The organism is Azospirillum brasilense (assembly GCF_005222205.1).
Taxonomy (GTDB): Bacteria; Pseudomonadota; Alphaproteobacteria; order Azospirillales; family Azospirillaceae; genus Azospirillum; species Azospirillum brasilense_G.
Genome location: NZ_CP032345.1, coordinates 299,128 through 318,295 on the forward strand (window position 1 = coordinate 299,128; position 19,168 = coordinate 318,295).

Here is a 19,168-nt window from a genome sequence, read left to right on the forward strand (position 1 = left end):
TCAGACCGCCGCGAACATGTTGGAGTCCGTCGGCGCCGGGCGAGCGGCCGACAGCAGGCGGCCCATCGCGAGCGTCTTGGCGGCGGTGATCAGTTCGGCGCGCGGCACGTCGCCCAGGCAGTCGGCGAAGTAGCCGTTGATCTGGTTCGCCCAGGTCTCGCCCGAGTTCGGACCCGGCGCGTCGACCAGCGGCTGGCGCTCCTTCAGGTCGAACATCACCCATTGGCCGGTGGCGCCGTCCTGCTGAACGCCGACGCGCCCCTGCTCGGGGTCCCAGGTTTCCGGCTCGGCCGTGGCGATGACTTCGGCCTGCCCGGCTTCTTCGGTGTCCTGCTGGTCGGCCTCCCCCGGTTCATCGGTCGGTTCGGCGCGGTTATCCGCGTCGGTCACGCCCTGATCATCAAAGTTCGGCTCGGTGGCGTCCGCCTCGCCCTGCCCTTCAGCGTCCGCGGCGGTCTCGGCCGCCTCGCCGCCGGTCTGCTCCTCCGCCGGAGCCTTCACCGCCGGACGCTCGTGCTTCGGCTCCGTCCCGGCCTGCTGGTCGCGATAGCCCGCCTCGATCTTCGCCTTCGGCTCGCCGCGGCGCCCCTTGGTCAGCACCTCCAGCGGCGTGCCCGCGGCGGCGCCGTCGTAGCCGAAGAAGTAGGCCTCGATACGCTGCTGCTTCGCGCTGCCGGTGAACTTGACCTTCTCGTTGGTCGGGGCGGCGGGCGCCTGCTCCTCGGCGTCGGGGGCGAACTTGCCCTCGAACACCACGCCGAAGTTGCCCTCGGGATCGGCAAGGCAGGGGTGCACCACGTCACGGATCTGCGCCGGAGACAGCATCTCGTCCGCAGCGGCCTGCGCGGCGTTGAGCGCATCGGCGCAGCGGGCGACCAGTTCGGCGTCGGCATGGCGGAAGACGACGATGCCGCCCTCGTCCTGGCACATCACCGCATGCCCGCCGGACTCCGCGGTCTCGCCGTTGTAGAACCGCGCCGCCCAGGCTGCGCCAGCTGCCCGGCCGCGCTCCCACAGGCCATGCTCGGGGGTCTCAGCATCGTGCGGGTTGGCGTCGGGGCCGTGGCCTTGCCGCCCCGCCGTCTTGCCGTTGTTGAAGGCGAAGCCTGCGCCCTCGGGCATGTCCTCCGCGGCGACCAGCGGAGGCGGGTCTTCCGAAACCGGTTCGTCGTCGGGCACTTGGGGCGGAGCTTCGGCGTCGGGCGCGTCGGACGAATTGGTCTCGTCCGCATCGGCCATCTCGGGCGGCGGGGCCGGCGGTTCGGCCTTGGCCAGATCGTCGCTGGCCTGCTGCAGGGCCTTCTTCACCGCCGGCTTGATGCTGGTGGTGAAGCCAAACAGGTCGAGCTTCACCACATCCCCCAGAAGCGCGTGCATGGCGACGTGGAGTTTCTTGATGCGCTTCTGCCGCTGGGCATCATCGTCCAGGTGGCGGATGCCGTGGCAGAGCCGGAAGATATCGAAGTCGATGCCGGTGGCCTTGATGAGGCCCTTGGCTTCCTTGATCGGCGCGCGGGCGGCTTCCAGGGCCTCCTGCGCGTCGACCAGATCGCTCGACGCTTGTCGGAGCTGATCGGCGACGTCTTCGTCCGCCATGTTGGTGGGGTTGTCCTTGGCCTTGCGTGCCATGGGTGGACTCCGGTTCAGAGGGTGGGGGAACGGAGGCGGGCTGCCTGCATGGCCCACGCCTCATCGACGACCTCAGCTGGCCAGAGGCCGTACTGACCGGGCAGCGCGCGCCCGTTCGCGGTCGTCTCCTCGATGATCATCAGTTCGCCCTTCATGCAGGCGATGCGGCGAACGATGCGAACAGGTCGCCCCAGCAGAAGCACGACAGCGCCCAGCGGCGCCTGCACGGCGACCTGCTGGACGATGGCGGTTGGGGCTGGGGCGAAGGGGGTGCGGATCACGTCACCCGACCTTCATTCCGCCACGGCCGAGGCCGGGCGCGGAAACGCGAATGTCTTCCAGGTAGGTGTCGGACTTGGTCCGCCCGTAGACGCGGGCATGGTGCTGCGCGCACCAGGACGATCCCGGCTGGTGCGGCTCGGCCTGGCAGTAGGACCAGCTCTTTCCGGGCTCGCCGGGCTCGCCGTCGATCCAGCGGCAGCCGTGCGGCTCCTGGGGGTGGAGCTTCCTTTCGGTGAGCGGCTTCTGGCCGAGCTTGCGCCCGTGCGTGATGCGGCGCTTGTGACCGCCGACGCCGGTGCCCTTCGTGATGCCCAGGCGCTGCGCGCGGCCAGCCACCACATTGCGGGTGGTGCCCAGCGCTTCGGCGGCCTCCTCATAGGTCTTGCCCTGGTCGATCAGCAGGGCGCGCAGGCGGTCCGGGTCTATGTCAGCGGCGAGGCCAGTCCTCAGCTTGCGCGCCGGCCGCTCAGCCGAACCGTCGCATCCACAGCTGCATCCGACATCTCGCCCTGCGGCTGGATGCCCAGGAGGAAGTGCAGCCGGTCCCGCAGAAACCCGTTCGCGGCGAACGCGCGGGGGACGAGTGGGCACGGCTGCGACAGCCGGTCCAGCGCCACGTCCGTTCGCGTCCTCGGGCTGAAGCTGTCCAGCGGGCGCGTCGGTGGGAAGGAGGGGCGACACAGCGGCAGCGGCTTCTTCGACATGGATGCTCCCCTCCTCGCCCTTGGTCAGGCCGCCCGAACGTGCTTCCGGAACGGGCTGAACTCGTCGCCGGCGTCGTCCTTCACTTTCATGCGCCCGCGTCCGGAGTCCGGGTTGCTCACCGTGCCCTTCAGCACTTCCTCCGACAGCCCCTTCGGGCTGACGATCTGGAACGTGACGCGCTGCCCCTTCTTGAACTCCGGGGTCTCGGTCTTTGACATGCTTCTCGTCCTCCTGCTGGCTGGCCAGCTCGCGGCCATGGTCGCCCTGTGGCGGGATGCCTAGGGAATCGGGGGGAGTGGGGCGGCTCGATTGGCCTTGCAGATTCACCGGCTTGACCGCACCAACGGCCTCACCGACCTCCCGCAGCGGCGGCACTTCATCGAGCCCTTTCCCGACTATGGAAAGAGGCTGCCCCGTCGCTTCTTCGAAAGCGGCTGCGGTTCCGGCATTTCGGCTGGTCTCAGCCTCGGGCGCCCCGGACGGCGCTGTCTGTGCCACGGCGAGCGCGCCGCGGATCTCCCATACGGTCGCGCCGAACCAACTGGCCAACGTCTGGACCTTCACGCGCTTGTCGGCGTGATGCTTGATGGTCGCGATCTCGGCGGGAGTGAAGGTCTTCATGGGACGCGTCCTTCGGGAAGAAGGAGGCGGGGCAGCGCTATAGCGCCAGCCCCGCCCAGGTCGCCCGCCCACAGGGAGGAAAAGGGCGGGATGGTGTGGCGACTTACTCGGCAGCTATGCCGGTCCGGCGTCCCTTCCTGCTGATCCGAGGGAACCCCGCCTCCGAGAACTTCCGGCTAATTTCGGGCTCGGAAAGGCCAAGGCGCTTGGCGATCGCCGCCTGGGTGGAGCGACCGCTGGCAACCTCGGCATACAACTCAGCGAGGTGAATGACCGTGTCATTGGGTCCGACGTAGACGGTGCGTCCGTCCCCAGGGCCGCGCTTCGGGCGCGTCGGTGTGGATACGGCTTGCTCGTGCATGGGGCGATACTCACTGGGGGTTAGCGCTTCCGAGTGTGAGTATCTTTAGAATTTCGAAAGCCGTCAAGCTGATCAAGCTTACGAACTTCGCACATGGCAGTTGTTTTGAATTTCAAAAGTGAGGTACACTTTTGCGAGACAAAACTTTACGACGGAACGCTACCCATGCCGCAACGCGACTCCAAGGCCGAAACAGAGGCTTTCAACAAGGCCTTCGGGCTGCGCCTGGAGGCGGCTCGAATCGCTCTTGGGCTTTCCCGCGCTGACATGCTCACCCTGCTGGAGTGCAAGGACGCTGGGTATGCTCAGTACATTCATGGTTACAACCTAACGCCCCCGCGCAAACTCGAACCCCTTGTAAAGCGTGGGGTTTCTTGCGATTGGCTGTTTTTCGGCATCACGACAGCACTCCCTCTTCACATGGTCGGACCGCTTGAGACAGCCGTCCAGGCTGCATCTGAAAGCCTGACAAGCCGGCGTAAGGAAGGCTGAGCAATCGAGCGTTCTGCGACCTCAATCACCACCTGATCGCCTCATCGCAACGCCGCGACCGGAACCACCCCGGCGCGGCGTTTTCCATTTGCGTCGCAAAGCTGTGTCATGGGCGCGCTCAATCCGCTTTCGTATTTCTAAAGTTTTCCTCTTGACGCTTTCGTAATTCTAAATAACACTCCCCTCACAACCGACCGAACGGGGTAGCCCGGCGGCGGTCCTGATGAGGGAAACCGCATGTCCTCCACCGACCACTGCGCCGCCAGCCGCCTGACCCGTTGCATGGGCGCCGCTTCCCTGGTGATCCAGCCGCACCCCGAAGAGGCCAGCACGATGCTGGCTTTCATCGAGGACGCCGCCGGAAAGCAACGGTCGGTGCGCCTCCCCGTCACGCCCGACACCGCCACCAAGCTGCGGATCGATGCGGACGGCCAGTTCTTCAACACCGCTCAAGACGCGCGCGCTTGGCTCTTCAAGCAGTCGATGGCCCTTGCCTGCCCGGTGGCCAGCAGCAGCAACGCCGCGTAACGCCCCCTTCCGCCTGTCCCTTTACCCACCAGCACCGAACAGGAGCCTGCCCATGAACGCCGTCTCGTCCCGCCGCATCACCACCGAAGAAGCTCCGTCGTCCGCCCGCGGTCGCAAGGGACCGAACCCCATCGACGCGCATGTCGGCTCCCGTGTCCGCATTCGCCGGACCCTGCTGGGCATGTCCCAGGAGAAGCTGGGCGAGGCCATCGGCCTGACCTTCCAGCAGGTGCAGAAGTACGAGCGCGGCGCCAACCGCATCGGCGCGTCGCGCCTGTTCGACCTTGGCCGCGTGCTGGACGTGCCGGTGTCCTTCTTCTTCGACGACATGCCGGCGGACGTGGCCACGGCGAAGGTCGAGGACGACGCGGACACCAGCGGACAGGAACTCGGTGCCTTCGAGCCGGACCCGATGGCCAAGCGCGAGACGCTGGAGCTGGTGCGCGCCTACTACCGCATCCCCGACGCCACGGTCCGCAAGCGCATGTTCGAGCTGGTCAAGGCCGTCGGCAAGTCCGGCCCCGAGCAGCCGGCGGCCTGACCGATGGGCTTCATCAGCAGACAGGAACGCGACCTTCTGGCCGCCCTGTGCCGGACCTTTCCCGGCTGGTGGGCGACCGACGAGACCGCCGGGGTCTGAGCCCCCTCAACCCGGCGCACCGGGGAGCGCCCTTCCCGTCCCTGCGGGCGCTCCCCGGAACCCTCCCTCAAGACGACGAGACCGAACCGTGAAGCAGAAGACCGTCACCGTTCCGCCGGAGGTTGCCACCGTTCTCGGCAAATCCGCCGTCCAGGGCAACGCCATCATCCTTCCGCCTGGGCAGCTCGCACGGCCCTTGTACGACGCCGTGAACAAGGTGCTGACCGCGATGGGCGGGAAGTGGAACCGGAAGGCCGGCGGTCATCTCTTCGCGCAGGATCCTCGCGCGATCCTGGAGGAGGCCCTGGGCACCGGGAAAGCACTGAATCGCCAGCAGACGCTTCAGTTCTTCCAGACCCCCGAAGATCTGGGCGACCGCATGGTGGAGCTGGCCGGCATCAGGGCGGTGGATCTGGCACTGGAGCCGGAGGCCGGCCAGGGCCGCTTGGTCAAGCCGATGCTGGCGCGGGGCGCCGAAGTGGTGGCCGTGGAGATCGACCCGGTCAACGCGGACGTGCTGAGCCGTATCGGTGGCATCGAAGTTCACCAGGATGACTTTCTGGAATGGGCAAACCGTGAACGCCGCCGCTTCGACAAGGTGGTGATGAACCCGCCATTCACCGGCAACCAGGACATCCGCCACGTCATGGCCGCCTTCGGTCTGCTGCGCGAGGGCGGGCGGATGGTCGCCATCATGAGCGAGCACGGCTTCATCGGTCAGGAGCGTGAGTGCCGCGACTTCCGGAACTGGCTCTCCGACAACAACGCCGAGGTTGAGCAGCTCCCCGCCGGCACATTCGCCAAGTCCGGTACCGGCGTTCCGGTCCGCCTGATCACCGCCCGGAAGGCCGCCAGCATGCGGCAGGCCGCTGAGTAGCACCCGCGCCCATCCTCGCGCTCCAGCCCGCATGGATGATCCCAGCGGGCTTAAGGGGTCGGGACTGGATGACGTCACCCTTCAAGACGGTCCTCGTAAATGTCCACGAAGGGTCCCTCGCCCCCTTACCCGGCCTGACCGCTGGGTGGGGGTTGAGGCGTCAGAGAGAGCCGCGGCGTGTCAGCCCGCCGGGAAAACTGCGGATCGCGCAGGACCGAGGTGGGCATGTGGCCGGCGTCGGCGCGGAGATAGAAGCCGGCTCTCTCGCCCCCACCGCCAGCAAGGAGGTCGAGATGTCCTTATAGCCGCAGCGCCCGCGCCGGGCCGCAACCGGCGCAGCACCAGACGAAGAGATTTTGCCATTCGTGTGAGTGCGGTTCGCAGGGCCAGCGGGGCGGTCCCATCCACCGCCCCGCCGGTTGCCGAGAGCAGGGGAAACCGCCTGCTGTCGCCAGCCGAAATCAGGAGCTTTCCCCATGGCTTACGCCCCGAAAGACCTCAGCGTCCTGGTCTACGCCAACGGCTTCACGCTCTGGCATTACACGACGCAGCACGACCTCACCCGGGTTGACGAGCCCGGCTATTTCGACGGCGCCGCCGATCTGGTTCATGTCGGCGACCAGATCACGATCAACGCCGGTGGGCGGAACACCTTCCGCTTCGTCGAGGCCGTGGACAGCCGCGCGGGCACCGTCCGCATCGGTAGGCCGGAGGCCTGACCGCCATGGCCCAGGTCTCCACCCGCGCCACCTTCTTCTGGCTGTGCGCCACAGCCCTCCGCCACGGCGGCCCGGTGGCGAGCAGCTACGTCCGGGACAGCCTCCTCCACATGGCCCAGAACGGCGCCGACCCGCTGCTTCAGCGGCGCGCGGCGATCACGCTGGGCCTGCAGGCGGGGTGACCAGCCATGGACCCGATAGACGAGGCCGAAGCCGCCGACGACATGGCCCACACCCGAGGGCGAGTGCGGGCGCTGGAGCGCCGCGGCTACACCACCGATGCGGCGGCGGCGGCCGACCGCTGGGCGGAGCGGGCCGAGCGGTTCCGCAACACCGCCCTGCACATGGCCATCGTCTGCAAGCTGCTGCGCGCCTACCCGAAATCCTCGCCCTACGTCGACCCCGAACTCGGGCGCTCGTACACGCTGACCGAGGCGCGGAAGGAGCTGCACTTCCAGCACGAGCAGCACGTCAGAGCGCGGGAGCAGGAGGCGAACTGGCGCCGGATGGCCGAACAGGACGCTGAAGCTGAAACCTCCGGCAGAAAGCCGGGAGCCATGGAGAAGAACCATGGGTGAAACCTCCAAAATCGAATGGACCGACGCGACGTTCAACCCGTGGATCGGTTGCACCAAGCTCTCCGCGGCCTGCGACAACTGCTATGCCGAGAAGGAGCGCGCGGTGACGTGCCTGGGGGTGACCTGGGGCGCCGGCCAGCCGCGCCACCGGACGTCCGCCAGCACCTGGAAACAGCCGCTCACCTGGAACCGCAAGGCCGCCAAGGAAGGCCGCCGGATGCGGGTGTTCTGCGCCTCGCTGGCCGATGTGTTCGACGCCGAGGTGCCGGACGACTGGCGCGACGACCTGTTCGCGCTGATCGCGGCGACGCCGCACCTCGACTGGCTGCTGCTGACCAAGCGCCCCAAGGTGATGCGGGACTTTGCCGACCGGGCGGCGCGCTGCGGGGAGCACTGGCTGGCCGACAAGGGGGCGCCGCCCGTTCGTTGGCCGCTGCCCAACGTCTGGCTCGGCACCACCGTCGAGAACCAGGCCATGGCCGAGGCGCGCATCCCGCACCTGCTGGGGACGCCTGCCGCCGTACGGTTCCTGTCCATGGAGCCGTTGTTGGGGATGGTGGACCTGCGGCGGTGGATGGCTGATCTGTGCCCAAACTGTCTGCAACCGGGTTGCGTCCCAAGCCTCCGTTTCGACAGCGCAGAAGTGTTCAGCATCTGCGGTCGCTTCGTAATGGAGACGCCAAGACCGCTTATTGATTGGGTCATCACCGGCGGCGAGAGCGGTCCGAAAGCGCGGCCCAGCCGCACGGATTGGTTCCGCGCAATCCGCGATCAGTGCGCGGCGGACGGAGTGGCCTTCCTGCACAAGCAGAACGGAGAGTGGTTGCAGTGCCGCACCCATGATCCCGGTGCTGTAGCCGTGCAGCGTGACGGCACCATCACCGCGTCAACGAAGCCGCTCGCCACCGTGGCTCAGGATATGGGGATGCTGTGGATGGAGCGCGTCGGCAAGAAGGCCGCCGGCCGCCTCCTCGACGGCGTGCTGCACGACGCCCTGCCGGCGGTGCGGTCATGACCGGGCGCCCTCCCTCCAATACCTTCGCCGTCGCGAAGCGGAACGCCGCCCCGGAGTTGCAGACCTCGTCGCTGGAGCAGGCCTGCACCCACTTCGCCCGCAAGCCGACGCTGCCGATCGAGGCGCGCGACCGGCTCAAGCTCGCCTACGCCGCTGCCCACGGACGCTTTGCGCCGGGCAACCGCGTCGGGTGGATTCTTCGGAAAGGCCGCTGACCATGTCCTCCACCTACTCTATCGAACCCGCCGATGGGCAGTTCGACGCCGCGCTGATCCGGCGCAACGGCGCCTCCCTGCTGATCACCGGCCTGAACTGCGACCACCCCGACGGCCACAACCTTCTTGCCCAGCTGCTGGTCGATATCCTGGCCCGGCCGGAGGTGGATGCGCTGATCGCTGAGGTGCTGCGGGAGGAGCGTTCATAATGCAGGACATGCATAAAGTGGAAGCCGTAGTGGCAGAATGGCCGAGCGGCCTAAAGAACGCTGCTGAAGTGGCGCCTCAGTTTGGTTTGACCGCAGATAAGCTTATCGCATTTGCGGATGCTGGTTATGCCCCCCATTGGCGCATTGATGGCGGACCACCTCTGTTCCGTTCATCCGAGGTAAAGCCATGGGTTGCCCAGAATTTGCTTCAGAAAGAGGGTGGAAAAGATCTTCCGTTCTCAATGCGCATCGTATTTGTCCCGGACAAGCCAACGCATTCCGCAGTCGTTCCCGTATCTATTCAGAATATCGAGAATCTCCGCGAGATATCTGAAGTCTGGAGAATTTGCCCAGGCGTTTATTTCCTGTGCAAGAATGGAGAAGTTGTATACGTTGGACAGAGTGTTAGCCCAGCGTCTCGCATAGCTTCTCATGATAAGAACAAAGATTTTGATCAAGTTTACTTTCTGCCCTGCCCGGAATTCGAGCTTAATCGCGTAGAAGCTGCATTCATCCGCTATTTGCGCCCGCGTCTTAATGGTCAGAATGCCAGCGGGACGATGATCGCGCCTGCATCCAACGGAAGCGACGCGGAAGTTCTCGCGCGATATGGGATCACTGAAGAAGGCAGCGCATCCAAATCAGGTGGAGCGCAGCCATGAGCGGCCCCCCCACCATGCCCGCCCTGAAGTGCCCGGACTGCGGCGCGCCGATGCGGCTGCAGCCGACCCCCAGCACCTTCAAGACGCCGAACCCCTTCGTCTACCTGTGTGACCGCCGCGCCGCCGGCTGCGGCGGGCTGATGAGCGCGCACCCCGACGGCACGCCGCAGGGCGCCCCTGTCGCGGCCGAGCTGCGCCGCGCCCGCCGGATGACCCATCAGGTCTTCGACCGCCTGTGGCAGACGGCCCCGCACTATTACCCTGTCGCCGAGACGGGCGCCGCCCGCGTGGCCGCCTTCAAGCGCATCCAGGACGCCGCCCGGAACCGGGCTTATGCCTACGTCGCCGCGCACCTCGGCATGAGCCGGGACGCCTGCCACATCGGCAAGATCACCGACATCGAAACGCTGCGCGCCTTCTACGGCATCGCCCGGCGCGCCACGCCCCTGACCGTTCGTGACTGGTGGAAGAAGCTGCAGGCGGAGGAGGCGCATCTGAAGCCGATCCCGCCTGACGCGCTGCCCGCCCTGGTCGGCCAGCCCATCCGCCTGAAGGGCGCCGGGCTGGGCATGACCTGGGTCCTCGAACGGATCAAGGGCGACACGCTGTTCCTGCGCTCCCCCACCAACAACCGCAAGCGGATGGCCTGCGCCAATCAGGCGCTGTACCCGCGCGCGGCCCAGCCCTCCGAGGCCTCATGACCACCTCCACCATCACCAAGCCGGGCGTCTACCAGCTCGATGCCGAGATCTATCACGGGAACTGCACCCTCACCCCTGCCCTGTCCGCCGGGTTCGCCTGGAACATGCTGAAGGACGGCGGCTGCCCGGCCAAGGCGTGGTTCAACAGCTCGCTGAACCCCGACTATGCGCCCGAGCAGAAAACGGAGTTCGATATCGGCAGCGCGGCTCATCTTTTGTTCTTGGAGCCCGACAGGTACGACGCTGCGGTCCATATCGTGCGGGCCTTCACCAAAGACGGAAAGCCGTCCGAGGGATACACCTCTGCCGACGCGAAGAATCAGCGCGACGACGCCCGGAACGCAGGCAAGATTCCACTGCTGCCGGCGCAAGCGGAGAAGGTGGCCGGCATGCGCCGCGCCATGCGGAACGAGATTCCGGACCTCCCGTTCTCGACCGCACCCAAGTTCGCCGATGACGCCTTCTCCGGCGGGCAGGCCGAACAGTCCTATTTCTGGCGGGACGAGCGGTTCGGCATCTGGTGCAAGTGCCGGCCCGACTACGTCAAGCCCGGCCATGTCGTGGACTACAAAACCTCCACGACCGCCGACCCTGCCGACCTGAAGAAAGTCGCCGCCAACATGGGCTGGCACGTCCGCGCCGCCCACTATCTCGAGGGCCACAAGGCGCTGACCGGTGAGGACGCGACCTATTGGTACGTGGTCCAGGAGAAGGAGGCGCCGTACCTGACCACGGTCGGCAAGGTCGCGGGCGCCGCCCTGGAGTGGGGCCGCATCATGCTCCCCGCGGCGCGCGCCGTCTTCGCCGGATGCCTCCGCTCCAACCGCTGGCCGTCCTACTCGGAAGACGCAGTGCTGGTGGAGCTTCCGGCGTGGGCCGAGCGCCAGCTTCAGGACCGGCACGACGCCGGCGAGTTCGACCCCTCCCGCTATTTCGACCTCGCGCGCGCCTGGCAGGCGCCACTCTGAAGGATTCCCGTCATGAAGATCATCAGCCTCGAAGCCGAGAACCTGAAGCGCATCAAGGTCGTGCAGATCACCCCGACGGGGCCGCTCGTGCAGATCACCGGCAAGAACGCGGCGGGGAAAAGCACCGTTCTGGACGCCATCTGGTGGGCGCTGGACGGCGGGAAGAACATCCAGTCCCGTCCGATCCGGGACGGGGAAACCGAGGCTCGCGTGCGGCTGGACCTCGGCGAGATCATCGTCACGCGGAAGTGGAAGCGCCGGGATGCCGGCGACGTCACCACCTCCATCACCGTCGAGGCGGCTAACGGCGCGCGGTTCCCGTCGCCCCAGCGCATGCTGGACGACCTGCTGGGCAGCTTGACCTTCGACCCGCTGGCCTTCAGCCGCATGGACCCGAAGAAGCAGCTGGAGCAGTTGCGCGGGTTGGTGAAGCTGGACGTGGACGTGGATGCGCTGGATGCGGCCAACCGCACCGATTTCGAAAAGCGCACCGACGCGAACCGTCGAGCCAAGACGCTCCGGACCCAGGCCGCCGCCATCGCGGTTCCGGACGGCCTTCCCGACCAGCCGGTCGACGTTGCGGCGCTGATGGACCGCATGACCAAGGCCGCCGACCACAACGCTTCCATCGAGCGGCGCCGCGCCAACCGTGAGCGTGTCCGAGACGAACTGTCCGAGCTGTCCGCCGAAGCCCAGGAACTCGAAGCCTCAATCAGCCCGGCGCTCTCGGCGATCCGGTCGAAGGCCGCCACCGAGCGGACCCGCCTCCGCGACGAGATCGCCCGGCTCCAGCTTCAGATCGACCAACTGGACCTCGACGAAGCCGTCAGCCTGGATGCCACTGAGAAGCGCCTGCGCGATCAGGTGGCCGAGAAGCGGAGCCAAGCCCAGGAGCGCGCCGACAAGCTGGCCAACGCCGAGCCTCTACCCGATCCCGAGGACGTCGCCAGCCTGCGCGCCGAGATCGACAGCGCCAACACCATCAACGACGGTATCAAGCTGCGCGACCGGCGCGCCGCCCTGGAGAAGGAGGCCGCCGCGGCGGAGTCCGAAAGCAGAGCGCTCACCGACTACATGGCGGATCGCGAGCGGGAGAAAGCCGAGGCCATCGCCGCCGCCAAGATGCCCATTCCCGGCCTGTCCTTCGGCGACAGCATGGTCCTGTTCAACGGCATCCCCTTCGACCAAGCCAGCAGCGCCGAGCAGTTGCGCGTTTCGGTGGCCATCGCCATGGCGACCAACCCCAAGCTCCGCGTGCTGCGGATCAAGGACGGATCTCTGCTCGATGAGGACGGCCTGCAGATGCTGTCCGGGATGGCGGACGCCAGCGACTACCAAGTCTGGGTGGAGCGCGTGGACAGCTCCGGCAAGGTCGGCGTGGTGATGGAGGACGGCGCCGTGGCGACCGCTCCATCCGTGTCGGCTCCGGCCGGCGACCTGTTCGCGGCGCAGTGAGGGAGGCGACGATGGGATTGCTCAACATCGTCCCGGCCAACCGCGCCGGCATGCGCTTCCTGATTTCTCTCTATGGCCTGTCCGAAACCGGCAAAACGCTCTCCGCGCTGCGGCTGGCCGCGGGCATGGAGCCCGACCCGGCCAAGCGGATGCTGCTGGACACCGAGGGTGGGCAGCGTGGGCGGGCCTACGTGGACAAGATTCCCGGCGGTTACATGTACGCCTCCCTCACGCCTCCCTTTACGCCCGACCGCTACATCGAGGCGCTGAACGAGATCGAGGCGGCCGGCATCAACGTCCTGGTGATCGACAGCATCAGCCACGTCTGGTTCGCTGAAGGCGGCGTCCTCGACATGGTCGAGACCGCGACCGAGCGGAACGACATGGCGAAGTGGGCCAAGCCCAAGCGTCGCCTCGGCAAGATGACCAACCGCCTGCTGCGCTCCGATATGCACGTCATCCTGTGCGCCAGGGCCAAGCAGCCGCTTGTCGAAGAAACCGTAGACGGTCGCAAGAAGCTCATCCCCGGCCCTGTCGTTCCGGTGCAGGAGAAGACCCTGCGCTACGACATGACCGTCATGGGCCAGATGTTGGGCGACGGCAAGTTCACGGTCACCGCCCCAGCTGGCAAATGCCCAGGTCCACTGCGCGAGGTCTTCGCCGCCGGCGAGGTCATGACCGAGGAGATGGGCAAGCGCCTGATCGCGTGGCTTGGGGGTGCTGACCTGCGCAGCACGGAGCAGCGCAAGCTGGAGGTCGACGCGACCGCTGCAGCCGAGGAAGGTGCGCAGAGCTTCCGGGAGTTCTGGAGCGAACTCAGTTCCGATCAGCGGAATTTGCTGAAGCCCAAGATGGAGAATTACGCCTCCATCGCCAAGGCAGCCGATGCCGAACGCGAACGCGTCGAGCAGGAGCGGCGCGACCAGCAGAACCTGGACAACCCGTTCGGCGAGCAGGCCCAGCAGCAGAGCACCCCTTCCACCGACGAAAAGCCCACCACCCCGGCGGATGAAGCCTTCAACGAAGCCTTGGACGCGGCCAAGCAGGGCGCTGCCGCTCTGCGCGCGTGGTGGGACGGCCCCGCCGGCAAAGCGTCGGCGCTGGGCAGCGACACGGCCAAGAAAATCCTCATCAGCGCCCGCAAGCGCGAACTCGACGAGATCGCGGCCAAGGCCGACGCGGAAGGAGAGTTGTGATGGAAACCACCCCCAGCACTCCCGCGACCGCCGCCCCGGCCGCCGAATGGGCGAAGGTCGAGCTGCTCGGCCACCGGACCCGCTACGGGCTGGCCCGCGAGGTCGAGCGCTACGGCACCAAGATGCTCCGGATCGACGTGTTCGGTCCGGGGTCTGACACCCCGATCCTGACCGAGTTCTACGCGGGCCAAGCCCTCTTCGGCTACCGGCCCTGCACCGAGGAATGCGCAAGGGCCTGGGCCAGCGACCGCTGGAACCTGCCGGAGGAGGTCCGCCCGGCCCTCCCCGCCCCCGACAATGCCAGCGTGCATGCCGAGTTCGACGTGCTGGACGGCGACGCCCGCCCCGCCGACATCTCCGACGACCTGACCTCCTGAAGGTGCCGATGATGATGGACGAACTGACCCACCGCACCGGCATCACCAAGACCGGGCGGCTGATCGAAAGCTCATTCCCGCCGACGCAGCCGCAGCGGCACGCCAACCGCCACCTCCGCGCCTGCTCCACCATGGCCCCGCCGCCCGGCGAGGTCACGGTGCCGGAGCAGGAGCACCCCGACGGCCGCGTTGCCTTCCCCACCATCGTGCAGTACCAGCTGAAGCGCTGGGACCCGGCGGCGCAGGCCTACGTGCCGGCCGAGCTGATCGACCTGCCGCCGACCTTCGAAACCCACCCGGACGAGCATGCCCACGATCTCGCCCGGAAGGCTGGCCAGCAGCCGCGCCCGGCCACCCTGCCCTATGTGGCGGTGGTCCACGACCTGGACGCCTACGACCGGCTGAAGGCCACGGGCGTCCTGCATGCTGCGCACATGACGGCGCCAATGGATGAGCGCACGGCGGTGGACAACCGCGCTGCGCCGGGGGCGTGACCGGCTATGGCCCACAGCCCTCTCCCGACCGCATCGCTGCTCTACCAGCGCATCGACGCCTTCCAGGCCCTGCGCACCCGGATCGACCGGGCGTTCTCTGCCGGCCAGATCACCCCGCAGATGCGGCGCGAGCTGCTGGCGGCTGCCCGTGACCAATCCGGCATCGCGACGGGCAGCCTACCTTCCGGATCGCGCCCGCGTGCCCTGATCGGCGCCCCCAAGCCGTAAGGAGTTCGCCATGAACACCAAGCCCCTGAACTCGGATGCCATCGGCCACCGCTCTTGGACCGATGCCGAGTTCTGCATCATCACCACGAAGGGGTGGGTGACCGTCTCGGGCAAGGCCCGCGACTTCTTCGGTGTCCACCACGACGAAGCCGCCGGTCAGCACAAGCTGACCCACCTGCCGACCGGCGTGTCGCTTGGTGGCGCCCCGGCTCCAGAAGCTCCCCGGCGCGCCGCGACCGCGGTCAAGAACATGTGGAACTGGAGCTTCACCGACCACAGCGGGCAGCCGACGCTGGAATCCATTATGGCGATCCGGATTGTCCTGAGAAGCCACGGTCTGACCCATCCCGACAACGCGCCCCGATGGACCGGTCCGGAGGTGATCGAGAGGTTGGCGGCTGGTCAGCTTGAGACGGTGGAGGGCTGAACAATGCTCAAGCTGCGCATCGAGAACGAGCCCGGCGGCTTTTGGATCTGGCTGTGCCGGTTCTCCTACCGTCGCGTCAAAGCCATGGCGTGGGAGAAGATCCCGGTCGGTCTGCCTGGCATGCGGGACCCGCACGCGCCATGCATCGCTTACGCCCCTCGCCTTCGCCTCAAAGGCGAGATCGGTGAGTGCCTGTCGGATGGGCACTACCAGTGCGCTGACTGCGCACACCTCAAGCGCTGCCCGGACTGCGGTGAGCGGGTAAGCAACTGCGAATGTGATGACAACAGCCGAGCCGATGCTACCACCTGGGAGGCGCTCTGATGAACAGCAGCCTAGGCCATAACACGCTTTCGCGTTGTTCGATTGGGAGGCTCGACCGAGGCCACGGCATACTCGAACCGCAGGATTGCCTCACCCAGAGCCTCGTTGATGTCCTTGCCATCCGCGCCATGATGGATGCGTCGGTGGCAGGTTGGGCAAACCCCTGCAACGTAGCGAGGATCGTCTGGACCACCGTCGCTCACGCGTCGGATGTGATGTGGCTCCAGGTATGGTTCACCATTGGTTCGCAAGAATGGAGCAGGCGACTTGCAGCACTCGCAGATGCCGGCGGCACGCGCGAGCACATATCGGCGCACCACCTCGCTGCGCTGGTAAACACGCCGGCGAGCACCTTCGGCTGGCTCCTCTTCACCAGTGGATGCAGCTCCCATTGCGGCGCTCCTAAGTGCAGCCAGATCGAGCCCACTGGCACTGTTGTCACCTTCCGTTTCCGCAGCGTCTGCCTCCTGGAGCGCTTCCACCGGAACCAGGTTGAAGACGATCCCATTCCTCATGTTCCCATGGCGATCTGGTGTCAGTTCTCTGGTTGTGCTCACACAGACGAATTGGCCGAGAAACCTCAGCATCCCGGAACGATGCTGCTTCTGGAAGAGGAGCAAATCCTCTCCTTCGGCGACATGATCGCGGATGGCTTTGTTCCCAGAGGTGAAGGTCATATCGCCTTCCTGGCCTTCGCCGAAGTAGCGGAAAACCTGGCCATCTTCGGTCCAACCATCGAGATAGCCATGCTGGACGCCGCTTTCCCCGGTGATCGCAAATATGACTGGGTGCTTCGACGGCGTAATGATGCCGCCCTGCCGTTGACCGCCGTAGGGATCATGGAGATCGCGCCGGCGATTGTAACGGTGATCACGAACGAAGTTTCCAAAGGTCATGTACGAAGCCTAGAACCTGGATTGTGCGAACACGCCTCCTCTACCATCCCGTGTTGCGCTGGGGCCCGCAAGCGGGAATGTACCAGACCCCTCATAGTGCAACTCGACCACTGGGCCATCGCCTGGACCCTTGTCGCGCCCCATAGGGCACAGGCGCAGATCAACCACGGCCAGACTCTGGAACGGCTGGCCGAGCGCGGCGGCCTTGCCCCGTGCGAGCTGCTGGCCGTGCTGGAGGATCGCCCCCACCGCCGCATGCACCTGGAAGACGCCATCCGGCAGGTCCGGGCGCTGATCGAGGCGTTCGAGTTGGGCGCGGCGAGCGTCCGGGACGGCGCTGAACGAATGGAGGCTGCCGATGCGTGACATCCCCATCATTTTCAGCGCGACGATGGTCCATGCACTCCTCGCCGGGCGAAAGACGCAGACACGCCGTCTCGCTTCAAGCCAGCTTTACAAGGCCCAGCCGGGCGACCGGGTGTGGGTGCGGGAAAGCGTTCGTGGCATCGAAAACGAGGCCGGGGAAGGGATCATTGTGTATCTGGCTGACGGAGCGACCGAGACGGTTTGCGTGAAGGGAGACAATGGGTCCGAATTTTTCACCCGTTGGTGGAACCTGACAACCTACCGCTCTATCGACCCCAATCGCGACACAGGCAAGATCCTCCCTCCCTGCGGTATGCCCCGCTGGGCCAGCCGGCTCACGCTGGTGGTGGAGCAGATGCGAGTCGAGCGGCTTCAGGACATCAGCGAGGCGGACGCCATCGCCGAGGGGTGCCCTGCCCAAACTCCTGAAGAGTTGGCCGGAATGGAAGCACGCGGCTGGTTCCGTGACCTGTGGGGCAGCATCAACGGGCCCGGCGCCTGGGACGCCAACCCCTGGGTGGTCGCCCTGACCTTCACCGTCCACCGGACAAACATCGACAAGCTGGAGGCTCGGGAGGTGGCGATTGGCTGACCGGCAGTCCCACCTCCGAGTCGCGGCAGATCCGGCTCTGGCTTCACCCCTTCCTGGGGTTGAACGGGCCGTCACCGTGACCGAGGCCGCCAAGGTCATGGGCGCGGATGAAAGCACGATTCGCAAGCTGGTGGTGTCCGGGGAGCTTCTCGGCTACCGGCTCGGCAAGCGCGGCGTCCGCATCTATGTGTCGTCGATCCAAGATTACCAGGAACGGCGGGCCATCATCAGCACAGGCGAACGCAAGGCCAAGGCCCCACTGCCCAAACCGAGGCGTCGAAACGACGCTGCCCATAAAGAGGCTCTTGCGGGCCTCGCTGCCCTTGGCATCATCTTTAAACCTATCTCGCGTTGAGAAACAGCCATGACCGTGTTCTTCGACAGCTCTCGTGAACGCTGGCGCTACGACCTGCGCGTGAACGGCAAGCGCTACGCAGGCTATTGCGTAGATCCGGATACCGGCGCCCACGCCGCCACCAAGACCGATGCCAAGCGAATCGAGGCGCTGATCAAGGCGGCGGCGCTAAAGGAGGCGCCTGCACCTGCTGCACCGGTCGAGTTCACGGTCTCGCAGATGTTCATGGCCTATGCCACCCGCAAAAAGGCCCTAAAGGACTGGCCCAACAAACAGGTGTATGTCGCCGATCTGGGAGCATACTTCGGTCCCGACACACCGATCACCGACCTCACTGAACAGCGAATCTGGGAGTACATTGCCTGGGCGCGCGCCCAGCCGGTGATGATCTACCGCGGCGGTCCCAAGGCCCGCACCCCGGAAGAGAAGGCCGCCCGCTACGCCCCGTCGAAAGACGGGCGGACGCGCGCCGACTCGACAATCAACCGATATCTCGTGACGCTCCGCGAGGCCCTGGCCATCGTCCACAGCCTGAAGGACGGCGCCGGTCGCCCTCTCCTGCCCGAGATGCCGAAGGTGCCCAAGCTGGCCGAGGCCGAGCATCTGCCCCGGCCCGTCTCCGATGACGACCTCCAGGCGATCATGACCGCCGCACCCCAGCACCTCGCCGATGGGATCATGTTGGCCCGGCTCATGGGATTCCGAAAGGGGGAGGTCTTCAGCCTGAAGGTGGAGCAGATCGACTTCGTTAATCGCTGCGTCTGGCTGGACGCCGAATCGACCAAGGCGAAGCGCGCCGAGGCGGTGCCAGCGAATCCCGAAGCGATCGAGCTTCTGTCCCGACTGGTCGCCCATGCGAAGGAGTGGAAGGTCGAGCATCTGTTCACCTATCAGCACGGCGAGAAAGGCAAGCGCCAGCCGGTGAAGAACCCAAAGCGCGCATGGCGCACAGCCTGCAAGGCTGTCGGCGTCAAGCACCGCTTCCACGACACGAAGGCATCGTTCGTGACGGCGGTGGCCCACGTCGCTCCGGCTGCGGTGACCCAGCAGCTCGCCCGTCACAAAAGCTATGAGACCACCCGGCGATATCTGCGTGTTGCGGACACTGCCGCCCGCTCAGCGGTCGAAGCCGCGACGATCCGCGTGACGAAGGCGGTGGTCAACGGCGCGCCCCAACCGACTTCCACACAAGAGTTCCACACAGCCGTGACCGAGGCCGTATCGGAGCCCTGCCACCCGGACAAGGAAAAGGCCCC

Annotated in this window: 27 protein-coding genes and 1 pseudogene; 24 read left to right on the top strand and 4 right to left on the bottom strand. The window is 66.4% G+C overall.

All coding sequences use genetic code 11. The features are described 5' to 3' along the window. Genes D3869_RS01525 through D3869_RS32950 form a run of 3 tightly spaced genes read right to left on the bottom strand, consistent with a single transcriptional unit; the run spans position 1 to position 3,237 of the window. On the bottom strand, positions 1-1,629 hold the full coding sequence (locus D3869_RS01525; protein ID WP_137138667.1) for a hypothetical protein: 1,629 nt from the start codon (positions 1,627-1,629) through the stop codon (positions 1-3). 14 nt (positions 1,630-1,643) lie between these two features. Continuing rightward, complete coding sequence (locus tag D3869_RS01530; protein WP_137138668.1) at positions 1,644-1,910, bottom strand: hypothetical protein; 267 nt, start codon at positions 1,908-1,910, stop codon at positions 1,644-1,646. A 1-nt stretch (position 1,911) separates the two neighbouring features. Then, complete coding sequence (locus D3869_RS32950) at positions 1,912-3,237, bottom strand: hypothetical protein (RefSeq protein WP_175426379.1); 1,326 nt, start codon at positions 3,235-3,237, stop codon at positions 1,912-1,914. Between the two features lie 454 nt (positions 3,238-3,691). Here D3869_RS32950 and D3869_RS01550 point away from each other — a divergent pair, with 454 nt between their 5' ends. From D3869_RS01550 to D3869_RS01640, 20 genes are all read left to right on the top strand, one after another. Further along, positions 3,692-4,090: a hypothetical protein gene (locus D3869_RS01550; protein ID WP_137138672.1), complete on the top strand. Its 399-nt coding sequence runs from the start codon at positions 3,692-3,694 to the stop codon at positions 4,088-4,090. Between the two features lie 237 nt (positions 4,091-4,327). Continuing rightward, entirely contained in the window at positions 4,328-4,618 is a 291-nt protein-coding gene (locus tag D3869_RS01555) for a hypothetical protein (RefSeq protein WP_137138673.1), read from the top strand. A gap of 52 nt (positions 4,619-4,670) precedes the next feature. Further along, positions 4,671-5,159: a helix-turn-helix domain-containing protein gene (locus tag D3869_RS01560; RefSeq protein ID WP_137138674.1), complete on the top strand. Its 489-nt coding sequence runs from the start codon at positions 4,671-4,673 to the stop codon at positions 5,157-5,159. A gap of 187 nt (positions 5,160-5,346) precedes the next feature. Then, positions 5,347-6,135, top strand: coding sequence for an SAM-dependent methyltransferase (locus D3869_RS01565; RefSeq protein ID WP_137138675.1), 789 nt, complete (start codon positions 5,347-5,349; stop codon positions 6,133-6,135). A 476-nt stretch (positions 6,136-6,611) separates the two neighbouring features. Further along, positions 6,612-6,854, top strand: coding sequence for a hypothetical protein (locus D3869_RS01570; protein WP_137138676.1), 243 nt, complete (start codon positions 6,612-6,614; stop codon positions 6,852-6,854). Positions 6,855-6,859: 5 nt separating this feature from the next. Next, positions 6,860-7,036, top strand: a complete 177-nt coding sequence (locus D3869_RS32955) for a hypothetical protein (RefSeq protein ID WP_175426380.1) — start codon at positions 6,860-6,862, stop codon at positions 7,034-7,036. A 6-nt stretch (positions 7,037-7,042) separates the two neighbouring features. Next, a complete protein-coding gene (locus D3869_RS01575; protein WP_137138677.1) occupies positions 7,043-7,432 on the top strand; it encodes a hypothetical protein in 390 nt (129 codons plus the stop codon). Further along, the gene (locus tag D3869_RS01580) at positions 7,425-8,447 is read left to right on the top strand and encodes a phage Gp37/Gp68 family protein (RefSeq protein ID WP_137138678.1); all 1,023 of its coding nucleotides are present in this window, start codon (positions 7,425-7,427) and stop codon (positions 8,445-8,447) included. Before D3869_RS01575 ends, D3869_RS01580 begins: the two co-directional genes overlap by 8 nt. After that, entirely contained in the window at positions 8,444-8,662 is a 219-nt protein-coding gene (locus tag D3869_RS01585) for a hypothetical protein (protein WP_137138679.1), read from the top strand. Before D3869_RS01580 ends, D3869_RS01585 begins: the two co-directional genes overlap by 4 nt. Positions 8,663-8,664: 2 nt before the next feature. Next, positions 8,665-8,871, top strand: a complete 207-nt coding sequence (locus tag D3869_RS01590) for a hypothetical protein (RefSeq protein ID WP_137138680.1) — start codon at positions 8,665-8,667, stop codon at positions 8,869-8,871. After that, on the top strand, positions 8,871-9,533 hold the full coding sequence (locus tag D3869_RS01595) for a GIY-YIG nuclease family protein (protein ID WP_137138681.1): 663 nt from the start codon (positions 8,871-8,873) through the stop codon (positions 9,531-9,533). The genes D3869_RS01590 and D3869_RS01595 overlap by 1 nt, the downstream gene beginning before the upstream one ends. Beyond that, positions 9,530-10,234 carry a zinc-finger-containing protein gene (locus D3869_RS01600; protein WP_137138682.1) on the top strand — a complete coding sequence of 235 codons (705 nt, stop codon included), beginning with the start codon at positions 9,530-9,532 and terminating at the stop codon, positions 10,232-10,234. The genes D3869_RS01595 and D3869_RS01600 overlap by 4 nt, the downstream gene beginning before the upstream one ends. Beyond that, positions 10,231-11,202, top strand: coding sequence for a PD-(D/E)XK nuclease-like domain-containing protein (locus D3869_RS01605; RefSeq protein ID WP_137138683.1), 972 nt, complete (start codon positions 10,231-10,233; stop codon positions 11,200-11,202). The genes D3869_RS01600 and D3869_RS01605 overlap by 4 nt, the downstream gene beginning before the upstream one ends. A 12-nt stretch (positions 11,203-11,214) precedes the next feature. Then, positions 11,215-12,657: an AAA family ATPase gene (locus tag D3869_RS01610; protein WP_137138684.1), complete on the top strand. Its 1,443-nt coding sequence runs from the start codon at positions 11,215-11,217 to the stop codon at positions 12,655-12,657. Positions 12,658-12,668: 11 nt separating this feature from the next. Next, on the top strand, positions 12,669-13,853 hold the full coding sequence (locus D3869_RS01615) for an AAA family ATPase (RefSeq protein WP_137138685.1): 1,185 nt from the start codon (positions 12,669-12,671) through the stop codon (positions 13,851-13,853). Continuing rightward, positions 13,853-14,230, top strand: a complete 378-nt coding sequence (locus D3869_RS01620; RefSeq protein ID WP_137138686.1) for a hypothetical protein — start codon at positions 13,853-13,855, stop codon at positions 14,228-14,230. The genes D3869_RS01615 and D3869_RS01620 overlap by 1 nt, the downstream gene beginning before the upstream one ends. A gap of 8 nt (positions 14,231-14,238) precedes the next feature. After that, a complete protein-coding gene (locus D3869_RS01625; protein WP_137138687.1) occupies positions 14,239-14,724 on the top strand; it encodes a hypothetical protein in 486 nt (161 codons plus the stop codon). Between the two features lie 6 nt (positions 14,725-14,730). Beyond that, a complete protein-coding gene (locus D3869_RS01630) occupies positions 14,731-14,952 on the top strand; it encodes a hypothetical protein (protein WP_137138688.1) in 222 nt (73 codons plus the stop codon). Positions 14,953-14,962: 10 nt separating this feature from the next. Then, on the top strand, positions 14,963-15,379 hold the full coding sequence (locus tag D3869_RS01635; protein WP_137138689.1) for a hypothetical protein: 417 nt from the start codon (positions 14,963-14,965) through the stop codon (positions 15,377-15,379). A 3-nt stretch (positions 15,380-15,382) separates the two neighbouring features. Continuing rightward, positions 15,383-15,703 (top strand): hypothetical protein, encoded by a 321-nt coding sequence (locus D3869_RS01640; protein WP_137138690.1) that lies wholly within the window; start codon positions 15,383-15,385, stop codon positions 15,701-15,703. A gap of 11 nt (positions 15,704-15,714) precedes the next feature. Here the strand turns inward: D3869_RS01640 and D3869_RS34700 are convergent, their stop codons facing one another. Beyond that, complete coding sequence (locus D3869_RS34700) at positions 15,715-16,599, bottom strand: HNH endonuclease (protein ID WP_137138691.1); 885 nt, start codon at positions 16,597-16,599, stop codon at positions 15,715-15,717. Between the two features lie 96 nt (positions 16,600-16,695). Between D3869_RS34700 and D3869_RS34705 the strand changes: the two genes are divergently transcribed. The 4 genes and pseudogenes from D3869_RS34705 to D3869_RS34710 form a co-directional block, all read left to right on the top strand. Then, positions 16,696-16,965, top strand: coding sequence for a hypothetical protein (locus tag D3869_RS34705; RefSeq protein ID WP_137138692.1), 270 nt, complete (start codon positions 16,696-16,698; stop codon positions 16,963-16,965). After that, positions 16,958-17,557, top strand: a complete 600-nt coding sequence (locus D3869_RS01655; protein WP_137138693.1) for a hypothetical protein — start codon at positions 16,958-16,960, stop codon at positions 17,555-17,557. The genes D3869_RS34705 and D3869_RS01655 overlap by 8 nt, the downstream gene beginning before the upstream one ends. Before the next feature lie 76 nt (positions 17,558-17,633). Next, positions 17,634-17,912, top strand: a complete 279-nt coding sequence (locus D3869_RS01660; protein ID WP_137138694.1) for a helix-turn-helix domain-containing protein — start codon at positions 17,634-17,636, stop codon at positions 17,910-17,912. Positions 17,913-18,590: 678 nt separating this feature from the next. Then, positions 18,591-18,956 (top strand): annotated as a pseudogene (locus D3869_RS34710) (tyrosine-type recombinase/integrase); the annotation flags it as partial. Between the last annotated feature and the right edge of the window lie 212 nt (positions 18,957-19,168).